The organism is Candidatus Nanosynbacter featherlites (assembly GCF_005697565.1).
GTDB lineage: Bacteria > Patescibacteriota > Saccharimonadia > Saccharimonadales > Saccharimonadaceae > Nanosynbacter > Nanosynbacter featherlites.
In genome coordinates, this window is record NZ_CP040004.1 from 471,632 (window position 1) to 489,392 (window position 17,761).

The following is a 17,761-nucleotide window of genomic DNA, read 5'->3' on the forward strand; positions in this document are numbered from 1 at the left end:
CTATAGCCTCTCACGAATCAATTTCTGCGCCAAGCTTGGGTTAGCCTGACCCTTTGAGCGCTTCATGACTTGACCGACCAAATAGCCGATGGCTTTGTCCTTGCCGGCTTTGATGTCGGCGATGGAAGCTGCCGAGGCTGGGTCGCTCAACACTTCGTCAACGATGGAAGCGATGGCCGATTCGTCAGACACCTGCAACAAGTTCTTTTCTTCAGCGAGCTTGCGCGGATCCGTAGCGCCAGCCAATAGCTCATTGAATAGCTCCTTGGCATTGGTGCTAGAAATCTCCGCTTTCTCGGTCATCTCCGCTAACTCCACCAAATCATCAACCGACACATGCGGCGTATTAGCTTCAACCGACGCGGAGTCATGCTCAGAATCACCGCTATTAGATGTCAAAGCACTGGCAAACCAGTGTGCTACCCGTTTGGCAGCTACGTCGCCTGATTTCTCCTGCACTTTCAGCATGATAGATGCGTAATTTTGATTGGATAGCAGTGAATTAACCACTGACTTATCCAAGCCTAATCCACTCCATTTTTCACGATACTCAGCAGGCAGCATCGGCACTTCAGCCTGAATTCGTGCAATTTCCTCATCGCTCAGCACCACTGGCGGGATGTCGGCATCAGGCATGTAGCGATAATCCTGCGCGTCCTCTTTCGAGCGTTGTGAAGTAGTAATTTGCTTGTCGTCGCTCCAGCCGCGGGTTTCCTGCACCACCGATTCACCATTTTCCAGCAGGTCAACTTGGCGTTTGAATTCGTATTCAGCGGCACGCTCGACGCTGCGGAACGAATTGAGATTCTTCACTTCCGCGCGCTTGCCGAGCTCAGTCGCACCTTTCTTAGCCACCGAAATATTGACGTCAAAGCGCATGTTGCCGTGATACAAATCACCGTGCGTCACGCCAGCATAGACCATCAATTTGTGCAGCTCCGAAGCGTACGCTTTGGCCTCCTCGGCAGAATGAATATCCGGCTCAGAGACGATTTCAATCAGCGGCGTACCAGCGCGGTTGAGGTCAACCAGCGAATAGCCGTCGTGGTGCGTCAATTTACCAGCGTCCTCCTCCATGTGCGCATGATGAATTCGCACTCGTTTGAGTGAACCATCCTCCAGCGGCGCGTCGACATAGCCAGCCAAAATGATCGGCTGGTACATCTGCGAGGTCTGATAACCTTTTGGCAAGTCAGGGTAAAAATAATGCTTGCGGTCAAACCGGCTAACGCGAGCAATCGGCGCGTTCAGAGCTTTACCGGCGCGCACCGCCAGCTCGACAGCGTGCTTATTGAGCACCGGCAGCATGCCCGGCAGGCCAAAGTCAATCTCGTGCGTTTTTTCGTTTGGCTCAGCATTACGCGCGTCATTATCAGCCGGGCTAAACAGCTTGGTTTTGGTCGCCAGCTGGACGTGGCACTCGATGCCAATGGTCATTTCATATTCATCATATACACTCATCATAACGCTCCCAAATCTTTTAGTGCTTGCTCAAAGCTTGTCATGGCTCGCCGAAAACTTTGCGCGGTCAGTTTCACGTTGGTTTCGTGGGCAATTTGATTGCGCAATTTGTGCGCCGCCCACAACCCATTTTCATCAGTCCAATCACCTCTGCGAGCTTTCAGCCGGTCGCCCATCGTCGTACCCGCCACGCCGCAGTCGCGCATGGCTTTGTCGAGCAGCTTGTCGGCTTTAACGATTGCCATCTGCAGACCATCCGAACCGCCGGCCTTGGCGCCATGTTGAATTGCCCGCCAAACTTTTCGGTACATTTCCCTGTCAAGCTTTTGATGTCCGCGCGATGTCAATTGGATAAAAATAATCAGCAAAGCACCGATCACCAGCGCTGCTACCACCAGCGCGATCAACAAGCCATCCATCAGGCAGCCTCCACTTCTGAGGCCAACTTCAACAAGTTGCTGTCTGACTGGCGGTCACCAATCAACTGCACACCAATTGGCAAACCTTCGTCACTAGTTCCAGCTGGCACGGAAATTGCTGGTAGTCCCGCCAAGCTAGCTGGCACCGTCATGATGTCCGCTAGATACATTTTTATCGGATCATTGGTATTTTCGCCAAGTTTGAACGCCGGTGTTGGTGCGACTGGCATCAACAGTGCGTCGTACTCAGCAAACAATTGTTTAAACTCGTTGATGAGTAAGGTGCGCGCTTTTTGCGCCTGCATATAGTAAGCGTCAAAAAAGCCGCTCGACAACACAAAACTACCAATCATAATTCGTCGCTTATTCTCCGTTGTAAAACCTTCGTTGCGGCTGCGACCGTACAACTCCGCCAAGGTCTTCACTTCAGTCGCTCGGTGGCCATAGCGCACACCATCATAGCGCGCCAAGTTTGACGATATCTCTGCCGGCACAATGATGTAATACATCGCCAGCGAATGTTGCATCATGCTGAGATCCACTTCTTCAACGTCATAACCCAGCCGCTTCAGTTTTGCAGCATAGTCAAGCGTTTTCTGGCGAACCGCCGCGTCCACATCGTCAGTCATACATTGCTTCACCAAACCAATCTTCTTCTTGGTAAATTCTGGCTGATGCTGCCAAAAGTCCGGCAGCGTGGTCATGTCTTTGTCGTCGCGGCCCGCCATGATTTCCATCACCAAATTGGCGTCATCAGCATTGGTTGCAAAACAGCCAATCGTGTCCGTGCTCGACGCCATGGCAACCACGCCATAGCGGCTGACCGCACCGTAGGTTGGCTTGACACCAACCACGCCATTGAAGCTGGCTGGCTGACGAATCGAACCGCCAGTATCGGTACCCAACGCAAACGGCACCACATCAAGCGCCGTCACTACTGCCGAGCCGCCCGATGAACCACCAGCCACTCGAGTTTTATCCGCGGCGTTTTTGGTCGGACCAAAGGCTGAGTTTTCCGTCGAGCCACCGTGAGCAAAGGCGTCCAAGTTCGCCTTGCCGATGCAGATTGCACCTTCAGCCTCTAATTTTTCAACGGCCATCGCCTGGAGTGGCGCCTCAAAATTCTCGAGCATTTTTGCAGCGGCAGTTGTCGGCGCACCAAAGGCCAAGAAATTGTCTTTCACGACAAATGGCACACCGGCCAGCCTGCCAGAAATTTCGCCCTTATCCACCAGTTCGGCCCGCTCCAACGCCCGCTCTTCCGTCAAACTGAGCAGCGCATGATAATCTTCAACGTCACGCGCTCGTCGCAATGCCTCCTTGATATTTTCAACTGCACTTTTCCCAGTAAAATCACTAATCCGACTCATCACAACACCTGCGGCACTTTCACTTGATTGTTCTGTTTTTCGGGCGCTAGCTCAAGTAGCTCGTCTCGAGATATTCCCGGCTTGACCTCGTCTTCCCGCCAGACATTCTCCAGGCCCGTCACTTGATAGGTCGGCTCCACACCAGACGTATCGAGCTCGCCCAGCTGATTGATATATTCTACGATTTTCTCCACGTCCTGTCGCAAGCCATCCACTTCGCCATCTGCCAATTGCAAACCGCTCAAATCCGCCAAGCGCTGGACATCACTATTAGAAATTGCACTCATGAACTCATTATACCACTTGAAAATTAATTACAGAAAATCACTCGCCCCATGTCTAGGAGCGAGTGACAGGTGATACCCAACTAACTAGTCAAGTAGGTAGCTTGAGTTGTATTTAAAGTTTGATTTTTTGATACTTGGCTTGTCATGAGCCTGCACTGCCAGCGTGATAGCTAGAGCAACTGCAACAACGCTGGTGATTGCGATCAACGTGATAGCCAATGGGCGTGATTTGTTGTAGCCATTGATGATCTTGCCGATGAAAAATATCACAACTACCAATACTGCCAAGCAGACGAGTGATGGCAAGAAGTTACCCAAGTACAGTGCTGTGTATACTGAACCAGCATCTGAAACACCGATCAACAGCAACGAGCTAATCAATACACTAATGAGGTTTGCGACCAGTGGCAACGCCGCCAATACGATCATGAACAAGCTACCATAGGTTGTCAGTTTGTAAGCCAATCGACCAGTGTAGCCGCTACGGTCAGCGGCAATTGCGCGTGTTACGCGGCCAAATAGGACAAATGCCAACACTGAAAATAGTACTGCCAAAATACTAACGGCCAAAATGTTTGCAGTGATCGAGCCGCTCAACATCAAACCAAATGACATCGCTTCTTTTGCAGACCACATGCCGAACAACATTGGTACGAGTACTACACTGGTGATTGCAGCAAATGTTACTGAAACCATTGCTAATGCGTATTCAAATGTAAGCCATTTTGCTTGCGAAGCAGCGCGTGGAGCCATGTACTCAGCTTGCTCGACGACTGGAGTTTCTGTTGTTTTCAATTCTGCCATATAATTCTCCTCCTTATTATGGTTATCTTTAGTGTACCATTGTTTGCTTAATTTCTGCAATCAAATCACGCAGCTCTGCGGCTTTTTCAAACTCTAGATTGGCGCTATGCAGCTCCATTTGACCGGTCAGTTCCTTGATCAGCGTTGGGTATTCGTCCTTTGGAATTTTCTTCAAATCAAGTTTTGGCTTTTTATCCGATTCTTTTTGCGGAATGATGGAGCGCAGGCCATCGTCAATCTTCTTCTGAATGGTTTGCGGCGTGATACCGTGCTCTTCGTTATATTGCTGCTGAATTTGCCGCCGACGATTCGTCTCATCAATCGCTCGGTGCATACTGTCAGTCACATTATCGCCGTACATCAACACCCGCCCATCGACATGCCGCGCCGCCCGGCCAATTGTCTGAATCAGTGCCTGTTCAGAGCGGAGGAAACCTTCTTTATCAGCATCCATAATCGCCACCAGACTGACTTCCGGTAGGTCCAGCCCCTCACGTAGCAAATTGATACCAACTAACACGTCATACGTTCCCAGTCGCAAATCTTTGAGAATATCGCCGCGCTCCAATGTGTCAATTTCACTGTGTAGATACGCCGTTTTCACACCATTATCGGTCAGGTAGGCACTCAGATCCTCAGCCATGCGCTTGGTCAAGGTGGTTACCAGCACGCGGTGGCCGTTGGCGATGGTCTGGCGAATCTCCTCCATCAAATCATCAACCTGCCCTTCGGTCGGCCGCACCTCAATCGGCGGATCAAGCAGCCCCGTCGGCCGAATCAACTGCTCAGCCGGCTTTGGTGAATGAGCAATTTCATAGTCACCCGGCGTAGCCGACACATAAATCGCCTGGTGAATATGCTGATCAAATTCATCAAATCTCAGCGGGCGGTTATCCAACGCACTCGGCAAACGAAAACCATGCTCCACCAACACTTCCTTGCGCGCCCGGTCGCCGTTATACATACCGCGGACTTGCGGCAAGGTCATATGCGACTCATCGACCAGCAGCAACCAATCGTCCGGAAAATAATCAATCAAGGTCGCCGGCTGCTCGCCCGGCTCGCGGTCAGTCAGATAGCGCGAATAATTCTCGATGCCTTTAACAAAGCCAGTTTCTTTGAGCATTTCTAGGTCATATTTGGTGCGTTGACTGAGGCGCTGTGCCTCGAGTAACTTGTCGTGCGACTCAAGCCATTTGAGCCGCTCGTCAAACTCTTTTTCGATACCGATGATCGCCTTTTCAATTCGTTCACGCGGCGTTGAATAGTGACTAGACGGGAAAATCGTCAGGTTAGCTGGCTGATCCAAAATCTCGCCAGTCAACGGATCAATTCGCGTGAGTCTCTCGACCTCATCGCCAAAAAACTCCACCCGCACCGCCGTGTCCTGCCCGGCTGGGAAAATATCGACCACATCGCCGCGCACCCTGAAAGTGCCGCGCGCAAAATCAACGTCGTTGCGCTTATACTGAATGTCAGTCAGTAAGCGAATAAACTTATCCTGCACCCGCCGCTCGCCGACCGTCAATTGAATCGCCATATCAGCGTACGTCTCCGGCGAACCAATGCCGTAAATGCAAGATACGCTCGCCACAATGATAACATCGCGCCGCGTTAGCAATGCCGAGGTCGCCGCATGCCTGAGCCGATCAATCTCATCATTAATCTTCGAATCTTTCTCAATGTAGGTATCGCTACTGGCGATGTAGGCCTCCGGCTGATAATAATCAAAATAACTGACGAAATAATGTACCTCGTTGTCCGGAAAAAACTCCTTAAACTCAGAAAACAGTTGTGCCGCCAAAGTCTTGTTGTGCGCCAGCACCAGCGTCGGCACATTCCGCCGAGCAATAATATTCGCCATAGTAAACGTCTTGCCCGACCCCGTCACGCCCAGCAACGTCTGCTCGCGCTCACCCTGCTCCAAACCATCCACCAGCTGAGCAATCGCTGTCGGCTGGTCGCCGGTCGGCTGGTATTTGGAGACGAGATTAAAGGCGCTCATATCATTACTATTGTAACGCATCACAATTTATATATAAAAATATTTTGAAAATCGCCCACAGTATGGTATGGTAGCAATATGACATATCGACACAACATCGTTGTTCGTCGTCGCCGCTCTGACTCAGAGGGCTAATTAGTCGTATATTTATTATAAAACTAGAGAGCCCTCGTCCGAGCGGCTCTTTTTGTTATCATAGAAAGGAAGGATATGGACCACGACGCGCCTCACTACACCAAGGTTGCCAGTCACGAAGCCGTGAACGGTGAGTTCGATACGTGTCTCTTGCTCTACTCGGGAGGCCTCGACACATCCGTCATGCTCAAGTGGTTACAAGAAAAATATAATTGCAAGGTCATCACCCTAACGGTCAATATCGGCCAAACGGTTGATGATCTCGACGCCATTGCCGAAAAAGCCAAAAAACTCGGCGCCATAGAAACCATCACGGTTGACGCCCGCGACCGCTTCGCCGATGAGCTGCTGTCGCTGGCCATCAAAGCCAACGCTGATTATCAAGGTGGCTACGCCCTCTGTACGCCACTCGGGCGCATCATCATTTCGCAATTGGCCGTCGAATATGCCGAAAAGTACAATTGCACAGTCATCGCACACGGTGCCACCGGCAAAGGCAACGACCAAGTTCGCTTCGAAACCTACATCACCACACTCAACCCTAAACTCAAGATCCTGGCACCGGTACGTGAGTGGAGTATGGGTCGAGAGGAAGAGCTGGCCTACGCCAAGAAGCACCATATCCCCGTGCCGCACACCCAGGAATCACCCTACTCAACCGATGAAAACATGTGGGGTATCACCAGCGAAGGCGGCGAAATTGAATCACCATCGCTCAAGCCAAATTACCACGCCATTCTCAATTGGTGCTCGACCATCAAATACACGCCAGACGAAGCCGAGGACATTACCATTGAATTTATCAAAGGTGTACCTGTCGCGGTTGATAACCGTCACTTTTCACTCCAGGCGCTCATCCAACACTGTAACCAACTCGGCCGCAAACACGGTGTGGGCGTATCAACCCTCATCGAAGATCGACTGGTCGGGCTGAAGGTACGCGGCGTCTATGAAAATCCTGGCGCTGCCATTTTAATCGCGGCTCATCAAAAGCTCGAGCAATTGGTGTCGACCCGTGTTGAAAATGAACTCAAAGCCGAAATGGACAAAAAATGGGCGTATCTGACCTACGCGGCTCAGTGGTACGAGCCAGCCGTCCATCACATCAACGCCTACATTGATGACCAGAACCAAAAAGTCACCGGCACAGTGACGGTTCGCCTGTACAAAGGTACCATCACCGTCGTCAGTGTGGACTCACCACATTCGTTGTTTGATATCAATCTTGCAACATTTGATTCCAACGACGCATTCAACCAGAATTCGTCCGCCGGATTCATTGAATTATATTCACTAAGTCAGCGAACAGCTGAAGGAGCATACTCATATGGCAAGTAAACTATGGCAATCAACCGCAACTGGCTCACTTCATCCATTAGTCGAGACATACACCGTTGGTGACGATCAGGTATTGGACCAGCACTTACTCGGTCACGACATTACCGCGACCAAAGCGCATGCTCACATGCTAGAAAAAATTGGCGTGCTGACCAGCGACGAATATCAACAATTGGCAGCCGCCTTGGACGAGCTGCTGAACGAGTGGAAAACTGGTGCCTTCACGCTCACCAGCGAGCACGAAGATGGCCACACCGCTATTGAGCTATATCTGACAGAAAAACTCGGACCAATTGGCAAAAAGGTTCATACTGGTCGAAGCCGCAATGACCAAGCCTTGGTGATGATGCGACTATTTATCAAAACGGAGCTTGAGGCAGTAGCCAAAAAGCTGGAAGCAGTCGCTCAGGCCTATGCTGGCAAAATTGCCGTCATTGGCCAGACCGAGATGCCTGGCTACACCCACACCCAAAAAGCCATGCCAACCACGGTCAGTATGTGGCTTGGCTCATATCACGATGCGTTTCATGACCTCCAGCAATTGGTGGCACACAGCATCACCGCCATCGATCAAAACCCGCTGGGTAGCGCTGCTGGCTTTGGCGTTACTCTGCCACTTGACCGCCAGATGACGACCAGTGAGTTAGGCTTCGCTAAAGTACAGGAAAATCCCATGTACTGCGGCTTGTCGCGCGGCGTGTTTGAGCTGATTGCCGTGCAAGCACTCAACCCAATCATGGTCTTTGCTGGCAAATTTGCCGAAGACATGTTGCTGTTTACCTCTCAGGAGTTTAACTATTTCAAGCTGCCTGTTACCATGACCACTGGATCGTCCATCATGCCGCACAAACGTAACTACGACGTCTTTGAGATCATGCGCGCCACCGCCCACGCTTATCCAAACTACGCTTTGCAACTCCAAGCTATTTCGACAGGTGCCGGCAGTGGCTATCACCGCGACTTGCAGTTGACCAAAAAGATCACCATGGATGCCTTCACGTCGGCACTCGACACTCTGGAAGTTCTGACACTCTGTGTCAGTGAACTGGAGGCTAACACTGACCGATTGGCTGAGGCGATGACCGATGAACTTTACACCGTCGCCAAGATTAACGAATTGGTGGAAAAAGGCGTGCCATTCCGCGACGCCTACCAGCAGGTCAAACAATCATTTCTGGGTGAATAATTACAGATTTTTTACTGATTATCTGCTAAAGATTTGACAAACACAAGCTTTTTGTGCTATAATCAAAAGATACGTGAATTAAAACATAAAAAGGCAGAAAATGACAGACAAAAAAGATCTGGTGTGTATACCACGCGAAATTGAACTCCAAGCTGCGATGTTCCGTTTGGGTAATATTAATGAGGAAATTCAAAAAGGTTATGATATCCTCAAAAAATATCATAAGACAGTAACCTTTTTCGGTTCGGCACGCACCTGCCCAGACAGCCCATATTACCAAGCTGCCAAAGAAGCGTCTGAGCGTTTGGCAAGCTTGGGCTATGCGGTTGTCTCTGGTGGTGGCCATGGTATCATGGGTGCCGCCAACGAAGGAGCCAACAAAGCGGTGCAAAAAGGTGCGCGCGCTGCTGGTGGTGAATCAATCGCCTTTAACATCAAGCTACCACACGAACAAGATTTGAATGAGTATGCAACCGAGTCGTTTGAGTTCCAACATTTTGCTCCCCGCAAAATTGTCATGACCATGTACGCTGACGCCTACATTTATTTCCCTGGTGGTTTTGGCACCTTGGACGAATTGGCGGAGATATTGACCTTGATCCAGACACAGAAAACTAACCGCGTGCCAGTCATCTTGTTTGACACGGCGTTCTGGAGCGATTTGGATGCTTTCTTCCGCGACCACATGTTAGCCGAATCAGCAATCGTCAAAGAAGACCTTGATATTTACACCATCACTGACAGTGTCGACGAAATCATCGACATCGTTACCGCCAACAAAACCTATTGCGACCACTAATCCAAGATGTCATCAACCCGCCGACAGATACCGCCATCACAAATGATGCGACTAACGGCTGGGTTGTGCGTCTGCGGATGATCCCGAAAACGACGGTAAATCTCCTGCCCCAGGGCAACTTTACCGTGTTTGGTGGTATTCCTACCAAGTGACAACTGATGGTGATAGTTTTCAACAATGTCCACAGGATGAAAAGAAATAATGTACCCGTCTATGTCTGCCAGTACCCAGTCGCTAGCTTTGAAGCAGGCTCGCTTGTCGATTTCTGGAGCCACCGCCATCAGCGCCTGGTAGACTTCATTTGCTGTCGTATCACGCGGATCCAGCCCCAAAGCACGCAGCACACTATGTGTTCGCGCCAAAACATCCGACATCAACCGAATGTCGCTATCGTCACGTGTCATTCGATTTAGCTCCTGCAAGGCAATTTGTATGTTCGCGCCTTCTCCTAATAGTCGAGCCAAGTGTTGTGCCATGATTATATACTCCTTTCCTGTAGCGGCATCTCGTGTAGACTAGTGCCTTTATATAAAATTCCCGCCTTAGCACTAATTTTCGCAACGACGGCGCTGGAGTTTGCGCTGCCAAAAATAACCGACTCTCGCAAACTGCCGCCCTCTGCCCATCTACTCAAAAATCCTGAGGCAAATGCATCACCAGCTCCTGTTCTGTCGATGGCCGGGACGTCTTCATACATGCCAGCACGGACAATCGTCTTGCCATCGCTCGCCATGGAGCCGTTAGCACCATCTGTGACCAGCAGTGTCGGTACCAAATACAGCCCGTGGCGAATCAAACTCTCCAAATCACTTCCTTCAACAAGCTGCTGCATTTCCTCTTTATTGACAGTCAAAATATCTACATCTTGCAGCAAGCCAAGCAACAATTCGCGCTGCGCCAACTCTTTTTTGCCAGGATTAAAACAAATTTTGATGCCGCGTTCGCGCGCTTGAGTAAACAGTTTACTGAGCGTTTGCATTTGTCCCGCTAGGTTGGAAACATACAGCCAATCCGCCTGAACATTTTCCAGAGAAAAATCGCTTGGATGATAGTGTGTGGAGGCACCACGATAGGTCAAAATAGTCCGCTCGCCATTTGGCGCTAGGAGCATGACTGAATATCCCGTGTTGTATTTGTCAGAGAATTTCACTAGCTGCGTGCCAACACTTTCACTGTCTAGCGCGTCCAACACTGCCTGGCCTGCTGGATCGCGCCCAACAACCCCCATGAACTGCGTTTGATGACCCTGACGAGCAAAGGTGACGGCCGCATTAGTAGCGCCGCCGCCGGTAGAAAAATGAATCTGATTGACATCAATTTTTGAACCCAGCTCCAGACGCTGAAAACAACGTTCTGGGCTTTCACAAACTGGTGCCAAAGCTGGCGAATGGCTCAGGAATACGTCTTGAACGGCAGCACCAATGGTAATGATTTTGGCCATTAGATCACCGCCCTTCCGCTTGAACCAAATGCCATGATTTTTTCTTCGACGACTTTCTGGACTGCCAAATACACCTCAGGCATCAGCTTAACGATGGCATATTCATTCGGATTTTCACGCAAAGTTTTTTCCAGTGTGGTGCGGAAAGCGTAGCGCATGTCGGAGTTGATGTTTATTTTGGAAACGCCAATTTTTGCCGCATCTTCAAAGTAGTGCAGCGGTGTGCCCGACCCGCCGTGGAGCGAAATCTGGCAGTGCAGCGCCTCGCGGATACGTGCCAATAATTCCAAATCCAGCACTTTCGGCACTGGATATTTACCGTGCAAGTTGCCGACTGCCGCTGCAAAAGTATCAACCCCCGTCGCCTCGACAAACGCCCGCGCGCCGTCTGGTGTGGAAAAAGTCTTCTTGATCTCTTCATAATCAATGGCTTCGGTATGAACGTTGGAGCTGCCGCCAAAATAGTGTGGCTCAGACTCAACCAGTGCGCCGGTAAATTTGGCATACTCCACAACCTCGCGAGTTTTGGCGATGATTTCCTCATCAGAAGCGTCGTGATTTGCCTGAGAAATGTCAATGTGCACAAACTCGTAGCCCGCATCAATGGCTCGTTTACAGCCCTCGACCGTCGGTCCGTGATCTAGATTTAAGTACATCTCAATGCCGTATTCAGCCTTGTAGTTATCCACCAGATCGCGCACATTCTCCAGTCCCATGGCCTTCACCTCGGCGTCTGACACTTCCACCAACACTGGTGACTGGAGTTTCTGTGCTGCCCGTGCCACGGCAATTAGCGTTTCTTGATTGTCAATGTTAAACGCCCCGACCGCAAAATGTTGCGCCCGTGTCCGCTGCATTAAATGACGCGCCCGCGTCGTGTTTTGTCGAATCTCTGAAATTGATAGTCCCATACTGCCCCCTAAAATACTTATGCTAATTATATCAGGTACCGCGTACTGTGCCAAGGGATTTTGGGCATTTCCAAAGTAGTGTCGCTTGATTTTAAGTGAACTATGTGGTATATTATATCTTATCTTCTGCTCGAAGTTCGTCTAAGGGTAGAAGTCGCCCTTTAGCTTCGAGCACATTCTCTCTGAAAGGAGGGGAAATGTCGTGGAAAACAGCCTTCTTGCTGGGAGGCATCACAGGAGTCATTGTCTATGTAGCGTGCTATTTTATTGCACACTATATGGGTCAGCCACCGCTACCGCTATATATAGCGGTAGCGGTGGGGCTTATTTCTGCCATATGGCAGAAATACCTAGAGGGCTAACAAGCCCATCGAAAATAGCTCGCCTTTGAGGTATTTAAACCTTGGCTTGAGCCTCTCGGTGGGCTATTTTCATTGGAGAAAATCGACTACGTTACTAACTACTGAGTCGACGTCCAGGCCGTGCTTTTGCCACAGCTCGACCATTGAGCCAGACTCACCAAACATGTCATTGGCACCAATCCGTTTCATTTTCACCGGCAATTGTTCACTGAGTAGTTCCGCCACACTTGAGCCAAACCCGCCAGCAATCTGCCCTTCTTCTGCCGTCACCATACAGCCGCATTTTTGGGCGGCGCTCAGCACTGCTGCCTCATCCAACGGCTTGATGGTCGGGAAATGAATAACCTCCGCCTGGATGCTATGCTGATTTGCCAGTATTTCCGCTGCCAGAAGCAATTGATAGGTCATCGTGCCAGTGCCCAGCAACGCCACGTCTTTTCCTTCGCGCAACACGTAAGCTTTGCCAATTTCAAAATTATCATACCCGAGAAACAGTGGCATATCAGCCCGCGGCAACCGCACATAATTTGGCCGCGAATCAGCCACCATCGCCGCCGCCATCAGCTCCGCCTCGTGCGCGTCGCCCGGCGCCAGCACCACCATGTTTGGTAAGCTCCGCATCAGCGCGATATCCTCCAGCATTTGGTGGGTCGCACCATCTGGACCCACGTTCAGCCCTGCATGTGAACCGACCACCTTGACCGGCTGATTATTTAAACAAATCGTCGTCCGAATCTGTTCCCAGTTGCGGCCCGGACTAAACGAAGCGTAGCTAGCGGCAAACGGGATGTTGCCCATGGCTGCTAGCCCAGACGCCACCGTCACTAAATTTTGTTCCGCCACACCAACTTCAATGAGTCTCGGCGCACCGATATGCTGAGCAAATTTACCAAAGCCGACACTTCCTACCAAGTCTGCACTAAGCGCCACGACGCGGTCATCCTGCTTGGCCAGTGCAACCAAACCATCACCAAAGCCACCTCGCACCGAAGCATACGTGGGCGTTTGCCAGTCACCACGCAGATACATCATTTCCTATCCTCCAACTGAGCCAGCGCTCGCTGTGCTTCCTCGGCAGTGGGAACTTTCCCGTGCCAATGATAATCGCCTTCCATAAAATTGACCCCCTTGCCTGGTATGGTGTGGGCAATGATGACACTTGGTCTATCCGTCACAGCGCGAGCCATACTCATGGCCTCACAGATACTCTCCATATTGTGCCCATCAATCTCCTGAACGTGCCAGCCAAAACTGCGCCATTTGCCTCGCAAATCTTCCAGCGGCATGACGTCCTCGGTGCTACCGCCAATTTGAATATTGTTACGATCAATAATACCGATGAGATTACCTAATTTATATTTACTGGCAAACATTGCCGCTTCCCAAATATTACCCTCGTCCAATTCACCATCACCCATCAGACAATAAACAAATCGCTTAGGCTGAGGATGTAGGTACCGTAAATGGTAGGCCATGCCCGAAGCTTGGCTCAAGCCCGAGCCTAATGGTCCACTGGTTGTTTCAACACCGGGCAGCACTTGACGTTCTGGGTGTCCTTGCAGTCGAGAGCCAAACCGCCTGAGTGTCGCCAATTCTGACTTGGGAAAGAAGCCGCGCTCCGCCAAGATTGCGTACAGCACTGGCGCACAGTGACCATTACTCATCACGAACAGGTCTCGTTCGACCCAATCGGGGTTCTCCGGGCTGACGTGAAGCACGGCAAAATACAAGGCTGTCATGATGTCCGCCAAGCCCAATGCACCAGCAGTGTGACCACTACCAGCCTGCTCCAGCATGGTGATAATGGAGCGGCGCACTGACGCAGTGTGCTGCTCCAACTGTTTATGCGTGACGTTTGGCTGCACTAACCCAACATGCCCTTTTTGTTAATTTCATTTTGAATGTTTTGGTAGGCTTCTCGAGGATTTGGCGATTTTTGGATGGCGCCACCAACCACCAAAACATTGACACCGCTATGCGCCAAGCCGTAGGCGTTGTCTGGCATAACGCCACCGTCCCAGCCAATTTCTACAGCAGGATTGATGTCTTTGATGAGGCGGATTTTTTCCAATTGCATCAAACTAGCACTACCGCCAAAACGGCCAAGCTCACCAGAAAATATCATGACGTGGTCTGATGCCTTGATGAGATCAACAACGGTACTCGGAACGGTCGGACGCATCAACACCAAGCCAGCTTTGATATCTGCTTGTTTGATTTTCTGCAGCGCACCAAGGACATCGCCCTCAGACTCAGCGTGCAATAAAATCATATTTGGGCGCAGCGCTACCAAATCTTCGATGTATTCGTCAACATTCTTCACCATGGCATGAATATCAATCTGCCAGCCTTCTGGTGCCCACAAATCTCGCAAACCAACCGTCAAGTTTGGTGCAAATTGCCCATCAGAAATATCAATGTGCGCTCGCTCGGCAAAACCAGTGATTCGCTCAATTTGTTCTTTGTATTGATCAACATTTTCCGCCAGAATACTGGGAGTAATTACTGTGTTCATAATAATTGGTCCAACTGCGCATTGCGCCTATTAAATCTTGGTGCGTCAACATACGGAGTGTTGAGCCATGTTTCCATGATCCCCTTCCACGCCGCTTCATTGTCTTCCAAAACACGAGCTGGCAAACACAACACGTTTGAGTTATTGTCCTGGCGTGTCATTTTGGCTTCGTAGGCATCCCAAATGACGCTGGCACGAATCCCCTTGAAACGGTTCGCCGCCATGCACATACCTTGACCGCCACCACAAATCAAAATTGCTCGTGGATCGTCCGATTCATCACCAATCACTCGCAGAGCCGCCGCTTGAGCAAACTGAGGAAAATCATCATCCGGGTTCAGCTCTCGCCCGCCAACATCTTCGACTTCATAGTTATTTTTCACCAAATACGCGAAGACTTTTTCTTTCAACAGAAAACCGCGATGATCAGATCCCAAGTAAATTTTCATACTCATAAGTATAAGCGGTTTGGGAGCTTTTTGCAAATTAGCCAGCGCGCTTCAAAACAGCGCCAATATCTGCCACCAACTCTACCAAACGGTTCGAATAACCCCACTCATTGTCGTACCAAACCATGACTTTGATCAGATTGCCACCAACGACTTTGGTGAGTGGCAAATCAACAACGCCAGAGTGTGAATTGCCAATGAAATCCCTGCTGACGAGCGGCTCTTCGCTGACACCCAAAATGCCTTGATAGAACGTGTCTTGTGCGGCTTTTTTGAATGCCTCATTTACCTGCTCAACCGTCACGTCACGTCGCAGAAGTGCCGTCACGTCGCTGAGAGAAACCACTGGAGTTGGTACGCGCACACTCAGACCATCAAACTTGCCAGTTAGCTGCGGCAAAGTTTTCGTCACAGCAATGGCTGCGCCCGTTGTTGTCGGCACCATGTTTTCAGCTGCGTTACGGCCTTCACGCAAATCCTTGGACGGCGCGTCTTGCAATCTTTGGCTAGCGGTGTAGCTGTGTACTGTTGTCAGCATTGATTTTTCCACGCCAAACTCTGCATCCAAAACTGCCATCACCGCACCCAAGCTGTTGGTCGTGCAGCTGGCATTTGAGACAATCGGCGTCGCCGAGGCGATCTTGTCGTCATTAGTACCAAATACAATCGTATCGATACCATCAGACTTGGTTGGACCACTGATGACCACGCGCTTAGCACCAGCTTCCAGGTGTCTGCTCGCGCCCTCTTTGTCAGTAAAGAAGCCAGTCGATTCAATCACCACGTCAATATTCATATCTTTCCACGGTAATTGCTGCGGCTCTTTCTCAGCCAAAACCTTGACAGATTGACCATCGACGATGAGTTCATTTTCTGTAAACGTCACTTGGCGGCCGTATTCACCGTAGTTACTGTCGTGTTTAAGGAGATATGCCAGTGTCTTTGTGTCCGTCAAATCATTGATGGCGACAATCTCCAAGTCGCTCCGCTCGCGCGCAATCTTAAAGGCATTACGCCCAATCCGCCCAAAGCCGTTAATTGCTATTCTTGTTGCTGCCATACTGCCCTCCCTGTTAAGTGTTAGCCTTTTCTCCTATTATATACCAAACTATTTTTCGCTTCTAGCGTGAAACTCTGCAAACAGACCAATGCCGATAAATACAACCGTCATAGAGCCTGCGACAAAGATACTCATAGTATTTGACAGAAAACCAAACAATAATGCACATGGGATGAATATCAGGCGACCAACAGTGTTGATCACCGAACCGGCACCGGCGCGATATTTCGACGGTAGATAGTGCTGCATTTTTGACGTAAGCGCAAGAACTAGTGCAAATGACAATGTACCAATGACAAACTGCAGTCCAACGGTTAGCCAAAATGATGGGCTGATAGTCATGCCGATTGCGGAGATAAAACAGACAGCTAACGCCAACAGAACTCGTCGTCGAGTCGCGAAGAAGCGAACAATTGCACCGCCAGAACTATATGTACCCGTGATGATAGCTCCTGCTATACCAAACAATGCCGCCGGCATAGACAACGCCGCATACCACAGTTGATAGAACTCGCCATTCATTTTCTGTACCAAAAATACTACCAGCATAACAACCACCAGCCAGGCAAGGTCAGGGTTCTTGAAAACAGCCGCAAACGTACCCTTCGTATGCTCAATCAATTTCGCATCGGTTGATTGTTTGTGAATCGTTGTGTCTCGATAGAACAATAAGATCACCGCCGCCAGGCCTGCAGTTATGATTGTTGCAAAGAACGCCGACCTAAGCGATGTGGCAGACGCCAACCATCCGCCTAATAACGCGCTGATGATTAAAGCAATGCCGCCAAGCATCTCAAAGCGACCCAAAATCTTATCGTAGTTTCTTGTATGCCCCTGCTCTTCTTTGAGCAAGTCATAAATCATGGCTGAACCAGTACCGCTGGCAAGAGCATCAAAGAATCCCCAGAATGCTGCCGACACAACATATAGCGACGGGTCATTGCTAATCCACCCAAAATAACTGCTTAGTAACATACTTAAGGCCGACAAGATCATGACGCCTTTTCGACTCCACCGATCCGCCAGCACACCAGATGGTACTTCCATGAAGACTGACATTACCGCATAAATCGCCGCCATCAAACCAATACTGGCGTCATTGAATCCTATGCTGTACATAAAGAGTTTTTCAATGGAATACCAAAATACAAAACACAACAGGAACTTCGCAATAAACAGTGGCGCCAAGCGTCGGACGAGCGGATTTTTCACCCCATTA

General features: G+C 50.1%; 19 protein-coding genes. 4 read left to right on the forward strand and 15 right to left on the reverse strand.

The window, feature by feature from the left end:
- From gatB to uvrB, 6 genes are all read right to left on the reverse strand, one after another.
- Complete coding sequence (gatB, locus tag FBF37_RS02465; protein ID WP_138079158.1) at window positions 1-1,464, reverse strand: Asp-tRNA(Asn)/Glu-tRNA(Gln) amidotransferase subunit GatB; 1,464 nt, start codon at window positions 1,462-1,464, stop codon at window positions 1-3.
- Window positions 1,461-1,880, reverse strand: a complete 420-nt coding sequence (locus tag FBF37_RS02470; protein WP_138079160.1) for a hypothetical protein — start codon at window positions 1,878-1,880, stop codon at window positions 1,461-1,463. Before FBF37_RS02470 ends, gatB begins: the two co-directional genes overlap by 4 nt.
- Window positions 1,880-3,250 carry an Asp-tRNA(Asn)/Glu-tRNA(Gln) amidotransferase subunit GatA gene (gatA, locus tag FBF37_RS02475; protein ID WP_138079162.1) on the reverse strand — a complete coding sequence of 457 codons (1,371 nt, stop codon included), beginning with the start codon at window positions 3,248-3,250 and terminating at the stop codon, window positions 1,880-1,882. The genes FBF37_RS02470 and gatA overlap by 1 nt, the downstream gene beginning before the upstream one ends.
- Window positions 3,250-3,537 carry an Asp-tRNA(Asn)/Glu-tRNA(Gln) amidotransferase subunit GatC gene (gene gatC / locus FBF37_RS02480; RefSeq protein WP_138079164.1) on the reverse strand — a complete coding sequence of 96 codons (288 nt, stop codon included), beginning with the start codon at window positions 3,535-3,537 and terminating at the stop codon, window positions 3,250-3,252. Before gatC ends, gatA begins: the two co-directional genes overlap by 1 nt.
- 84 nt (window positions 3,538-3,621) lie before the next feature.
- Complete coding sequence (locus tag FBF37_RS02485) at window positions 3,622-4,341, reverse strand: hypothetical protein (RefSeq protein WP_138079166.1); 720 nt, start codon at window positions 4,339-4,341, stop codon at window positions 3,622-3,624.
- Between the two features lie 28 nt (window positions 4,342-4,369).
- Window positions 4,370-6,346 carry an excinuclease ABC subunit UvrB gene (gene uvrB, locus FBF37_RS02490; protein WP_138079168.1) on the reverse strand — a complete coding sequence of 659 codons (1,977 nt, stop codon included), beginning with the start codon at window positions 6,344-6,346 and terminating at the stop codon, window positions 4,370-4,372.
- 210 nt (window positions 6,347-6,556) lie between these two features.
- Here uvrB and FBF37_RS02495 point away from each other — a divergent pair, with 210 nt between their 5' ends.
- From FBF37_RS02495 to FBF37_RS02505, 3 genes are all read left to right on the forward strand, one after another.
- Window positions 6,557-7,819, forward strand: coding sequence for an argininosuccinate synthase (locus tag FBF37_RS02495; protein ID WP_138079170.1), 1,263 nt, complete (start codon window positions 6,557-6,559; stop codon window positions 7,817-7,819).
- Window positions 7,809-9,005, forward strand: coding sequence for an argininosuccinate lyase (argH, locus tag FBF37_RS02500; RefSeq protein WP_138079172.1), 1,197 nt, complete (start codon window positions 7,809-7,811; stop codon window positions 9,003-9,005). Before FBF37_RS02495 ends, argH begins: the two co-directional genes overlap by 11 nt.
- 100 nt (window positions 9,006-9,105) lie before the next feature.
- The gene (locus FBF37_RS02505; protein WP_138079174.1) at window positions 9,106-9,804 is read left to right on the forward strand and encodes an LOG family protein; all 699 of its coding nucleotides are present in this window, start codon (window positions 9,106-9,108) and stop codon (window positions 9,802-9,804) included.
- On the opposite strand, the gene FBF37_RS02510 is transcribed toward FBF37_RS02505, so the two are convergent.
- Genes FBF37_RS02510 through FBF37_RS02520 form a run of 3 tightly spaced genes read right to left on the reverse strand, consistent with a single transcriptional unit; the run spans window position 9,801 to window position 12,156 of the window.
- Window positions 9,801-10,280 (reverse strand): hypothetical protein, encoded by a 480-nt coding sequence (locus FBF37_RS02510; protein WP_138079176.1) that lies wholly within the window; start codon window positions 10,278-10,280, stop codon window positions 9,801-9,803. The genes FBF37_RS02505 and FBF37_RS02510 overlap by 4 nt on opposite strands.
- Window positions 10,281-10,282: 2 nt before the next feature.
- The gene (locus FBF37_RS02515; protein ID WP_138079178.1) at window positions 10,283-11,245 is read right to left on the reverse strand and encodes a carbohydrate kinase family protein; all 963 of its coding nucleotides are present in this window, start codon (window positions 11,243-11,245) and stop codon (window positions 10,283-10,285) included.
- On the reverse strand, window positions 11,245-12,156 hold the full coding sequence (locus FBF37_RS02520) for a class II fructose-bisphosphate aldolase (protein ID WP_138079180.1): 912 nt from the start codon (window positions 12,154-12,156) through the stop codon (window positions 11,245-11,247). The genes FBF37_RS02515 and FBF37_RS02520 overlap by 1 nt, the downstream gene beginning before the upstream one ends.
- A gap of 197 nt (window positions 12,157-12,353) precedes the next feature.
- Between FBF37_RS02520 and FBF37_RS04080 the strand changes: the two genes are divergently transcribed.
- The gene (locus tag FBF37_RS04080; RefSeq protein ID WP_174843588.1) at window positions 12,354-12,518 is read left to right on the forward strand and encodes a hypothetical protein; all 165 of its coding nucleotides are present in this window, start codon (window positions 12,354-12,356) and stop codon (window positions 12,516-12,518) included.
- Between the two features lie 69 nt (window positions 12,519-12,587).
- On the opposite strand, the gene FBF37_RS02525 is transcribed toward FBF37_RS04080, so the two are convergent.
- Genes FBF37_RS02525 through FBF37_RS02550 form a run of 6 tightly spaced genes read right to left on the reverse strand, consistent with a single transcriptional unit; the run spans window position 12,588 to window position 17,754 of the window.
- On the reverse strand, window positions 12,588-13,550 hold the full coding sequence (locus tag FBF37_RS02525; protein ID WP_138079182.1) for a transketolase family protein: 963 nt from the start codon (window positions 13,548-13,550) through the stop codon (window positions 12,588-12,590).
- Entirely contained in the window at window positions 13,547-14,383 is an 837-nt protein-coding gene (locus tag FBF37_RS02530) for a transketolase (RefSeq protein ID WP_138079184.1), read from the reverse strand. The genes FBF37_RS02525 and FBF37_RS02530 overlap by 4 nt, the downstream gene beginning before the upstream one ends.
- Window positions 14,383-15,033 carry a ribulose-phosphate 3-epimerase gene (locus FBF37_RS02535; RefSeq protein WP_138079186.1) on the reverse strand — a complete coding sequence of 217 codons (651 nt, stop codon included), beginning with the start codon at window positions 15,031-15,033 and terminating at the stop codon, window positions 14,383-14,385. The genes FBF37_RS02530 and FBF37_RS02535 overlap by 1 nt, the downstream gene beginning before the upstream one ends.
- Window positions 15,030-15,482, reverse strand: a complete 453-nt coding sequence (locus FBF37_RS02540; protein ID WP_138079188.1) for an RpiB/LacA/LacB family sugar-phosphate isomerase — start codon at window positions 15,480-15,482, stop codon at window positions 15,030-15,032. The genes FBF37_RS02535 and FBF37_RS02540 overlap by 4 nt, the downstream gene beginning before the upstream one ends.
- A 37-nt stretch (window positions 15,483-15,519) precedes the next feature.
- Window positions 15,520-16,542 (reverse strand): type I glyceraldehyde-3-phosphate dehydrogenase, encoded by a 1,023-nt coding sequence (gene gap / locus FBF37_RS02545; protein WP_138079190.1) that lies wholly within the window; start codon window positions 16,540-16,542, stop codon window positions 15,520-15,522.
- Window positions 16,543-16,590: 48 nt separating this feature from the next.
- Window positions 16,591-17,754: an MFS transporter gene (locus FBF37_RS02550; protein ID WP_174843589.1), complete on the reverse strand. Its 1,164-nt coding sequence runs from the start codon at window positions 17,752-17,754 to the stop codon at window positions 16,591-16,593.
- Window positions 17,755-17,761 lie beyond the last annotated feature (7 nt).

Bases quoted from the DNA above. Each gene is read 5' to 3' on its own strand.
- gatB (WP_138079158.1), bottom strand. From the start codon at position 1,464: ATGATGAGTGTATATGATGAATATGAAATGACCATTGGCATCGAGTGC.
- FBF37_RS02470 (WP_138079160.1), bottom strand. From the start codon at position 1,880: ATGGATGGCTTGTTGATCGCGCTGGTGGTAGCAGCGCTGGTGATCGGT.
- gatA (WP_138079162.1), bottom strand. From the start codon at position 3,250: ATGAGTCGGATTAGTGATTTTACTGGGAAAAGTGCAGTTGAAAATATC.
- gatC (WP_138079164.1), bottom strand. From the start codon at position 3,537: ATGAGTGCAATTTCTAATAGTGATGTCCAGCGCTTGGCGGATTTGAGC.
- FBF37_RS02485 (WP_138079166.1), bottom strand. From the start codon at position 4,341: ATGGCAGAATTGAAAACAACAGAAACTCCAGTCGTCGAGCAAGCTGAG.
- uvrB (WP_138079168.1), bottom strand. From the start codon at position 6,346: ATGAGCGCCTTTAATCTCGTCTCCAAATACCAGCCGACCGGCGACCAG.
- FBF37_RS02495 (WP_138079170.1), top strand. From the start codon at position 6,557: ATGGACCACGACGCGCCTCACTACACCAAGGTTGCCAGTCACGAAGCC.
- argH (WP_138079172.1), top strand. From the start codon at position 7,809: ATGGCAAGTAAACTATGGCAATCAACCGCAACTGGCTCACTTCATCCA.
- FBF37_RS02505 (WP_138079174.1), top strand. From the start codon at position 9,106: ATGACAGACAAAAAAGATCTGGTGTGTATACCACGCGAAATTGAACTC.
- FBF37_RS02510 (WP_138079176.1), bottom strand. From the start codon at position 10,280: ATGGCACAACACTTGGCTCGACTATTAGGAGAAGGCGCGAACATACAA.
- FBF37_RS02515 (WP_138079178.1), bottom strand. From the start codon at position 11,245: ATGGCCAAAATCATTACCATTGGTGCTGCCGTTCAAGACGTATTCCTG.
- FBF37_RS02520 (WP_138079180.1), bottom strand. From the start codon at position 12,156: ATGGGACTATCAATTTCAGAGATTCGACAAAACACGACGCGGGCGCGT.
- FBF37_RS04080 (WP_174843588.1), top strand. From the start codon at position 12,354: ATGTCGTGGAAAACAGCCTTCTTGCTGGGAGGCATCACAGGAGTCATT.
- FBF37_RS02525 (WP_138079182.1), bottom strand. From the start codon at position 13,550: ATGATGTATCTGCGTGGTGACTGGCAAACGCCCACGTATGCTTCGGTG.
- FBF37_RS02535 (WP_138079186.1), bottom strand. From the start codon at position 15,033: ATGAACACAGTAATTACTCCCAGTATTCTGGCGGAAAATGTTGATCAA.
- FBF37_RS02540 (WP_138079188.1), bottom strand. From the start codon at position 15,482: ATGAAAATTTACTTGGGATCTGATCATCGCGGTTTTCTGTTGAAAGAA.
- gap (WP_138079190.1), bottom strand. From the start codon at position 16,542: ATGGCAGCAACAAGAATAGCAATTAACGGCTTTGGGCGGATTGGGCGT.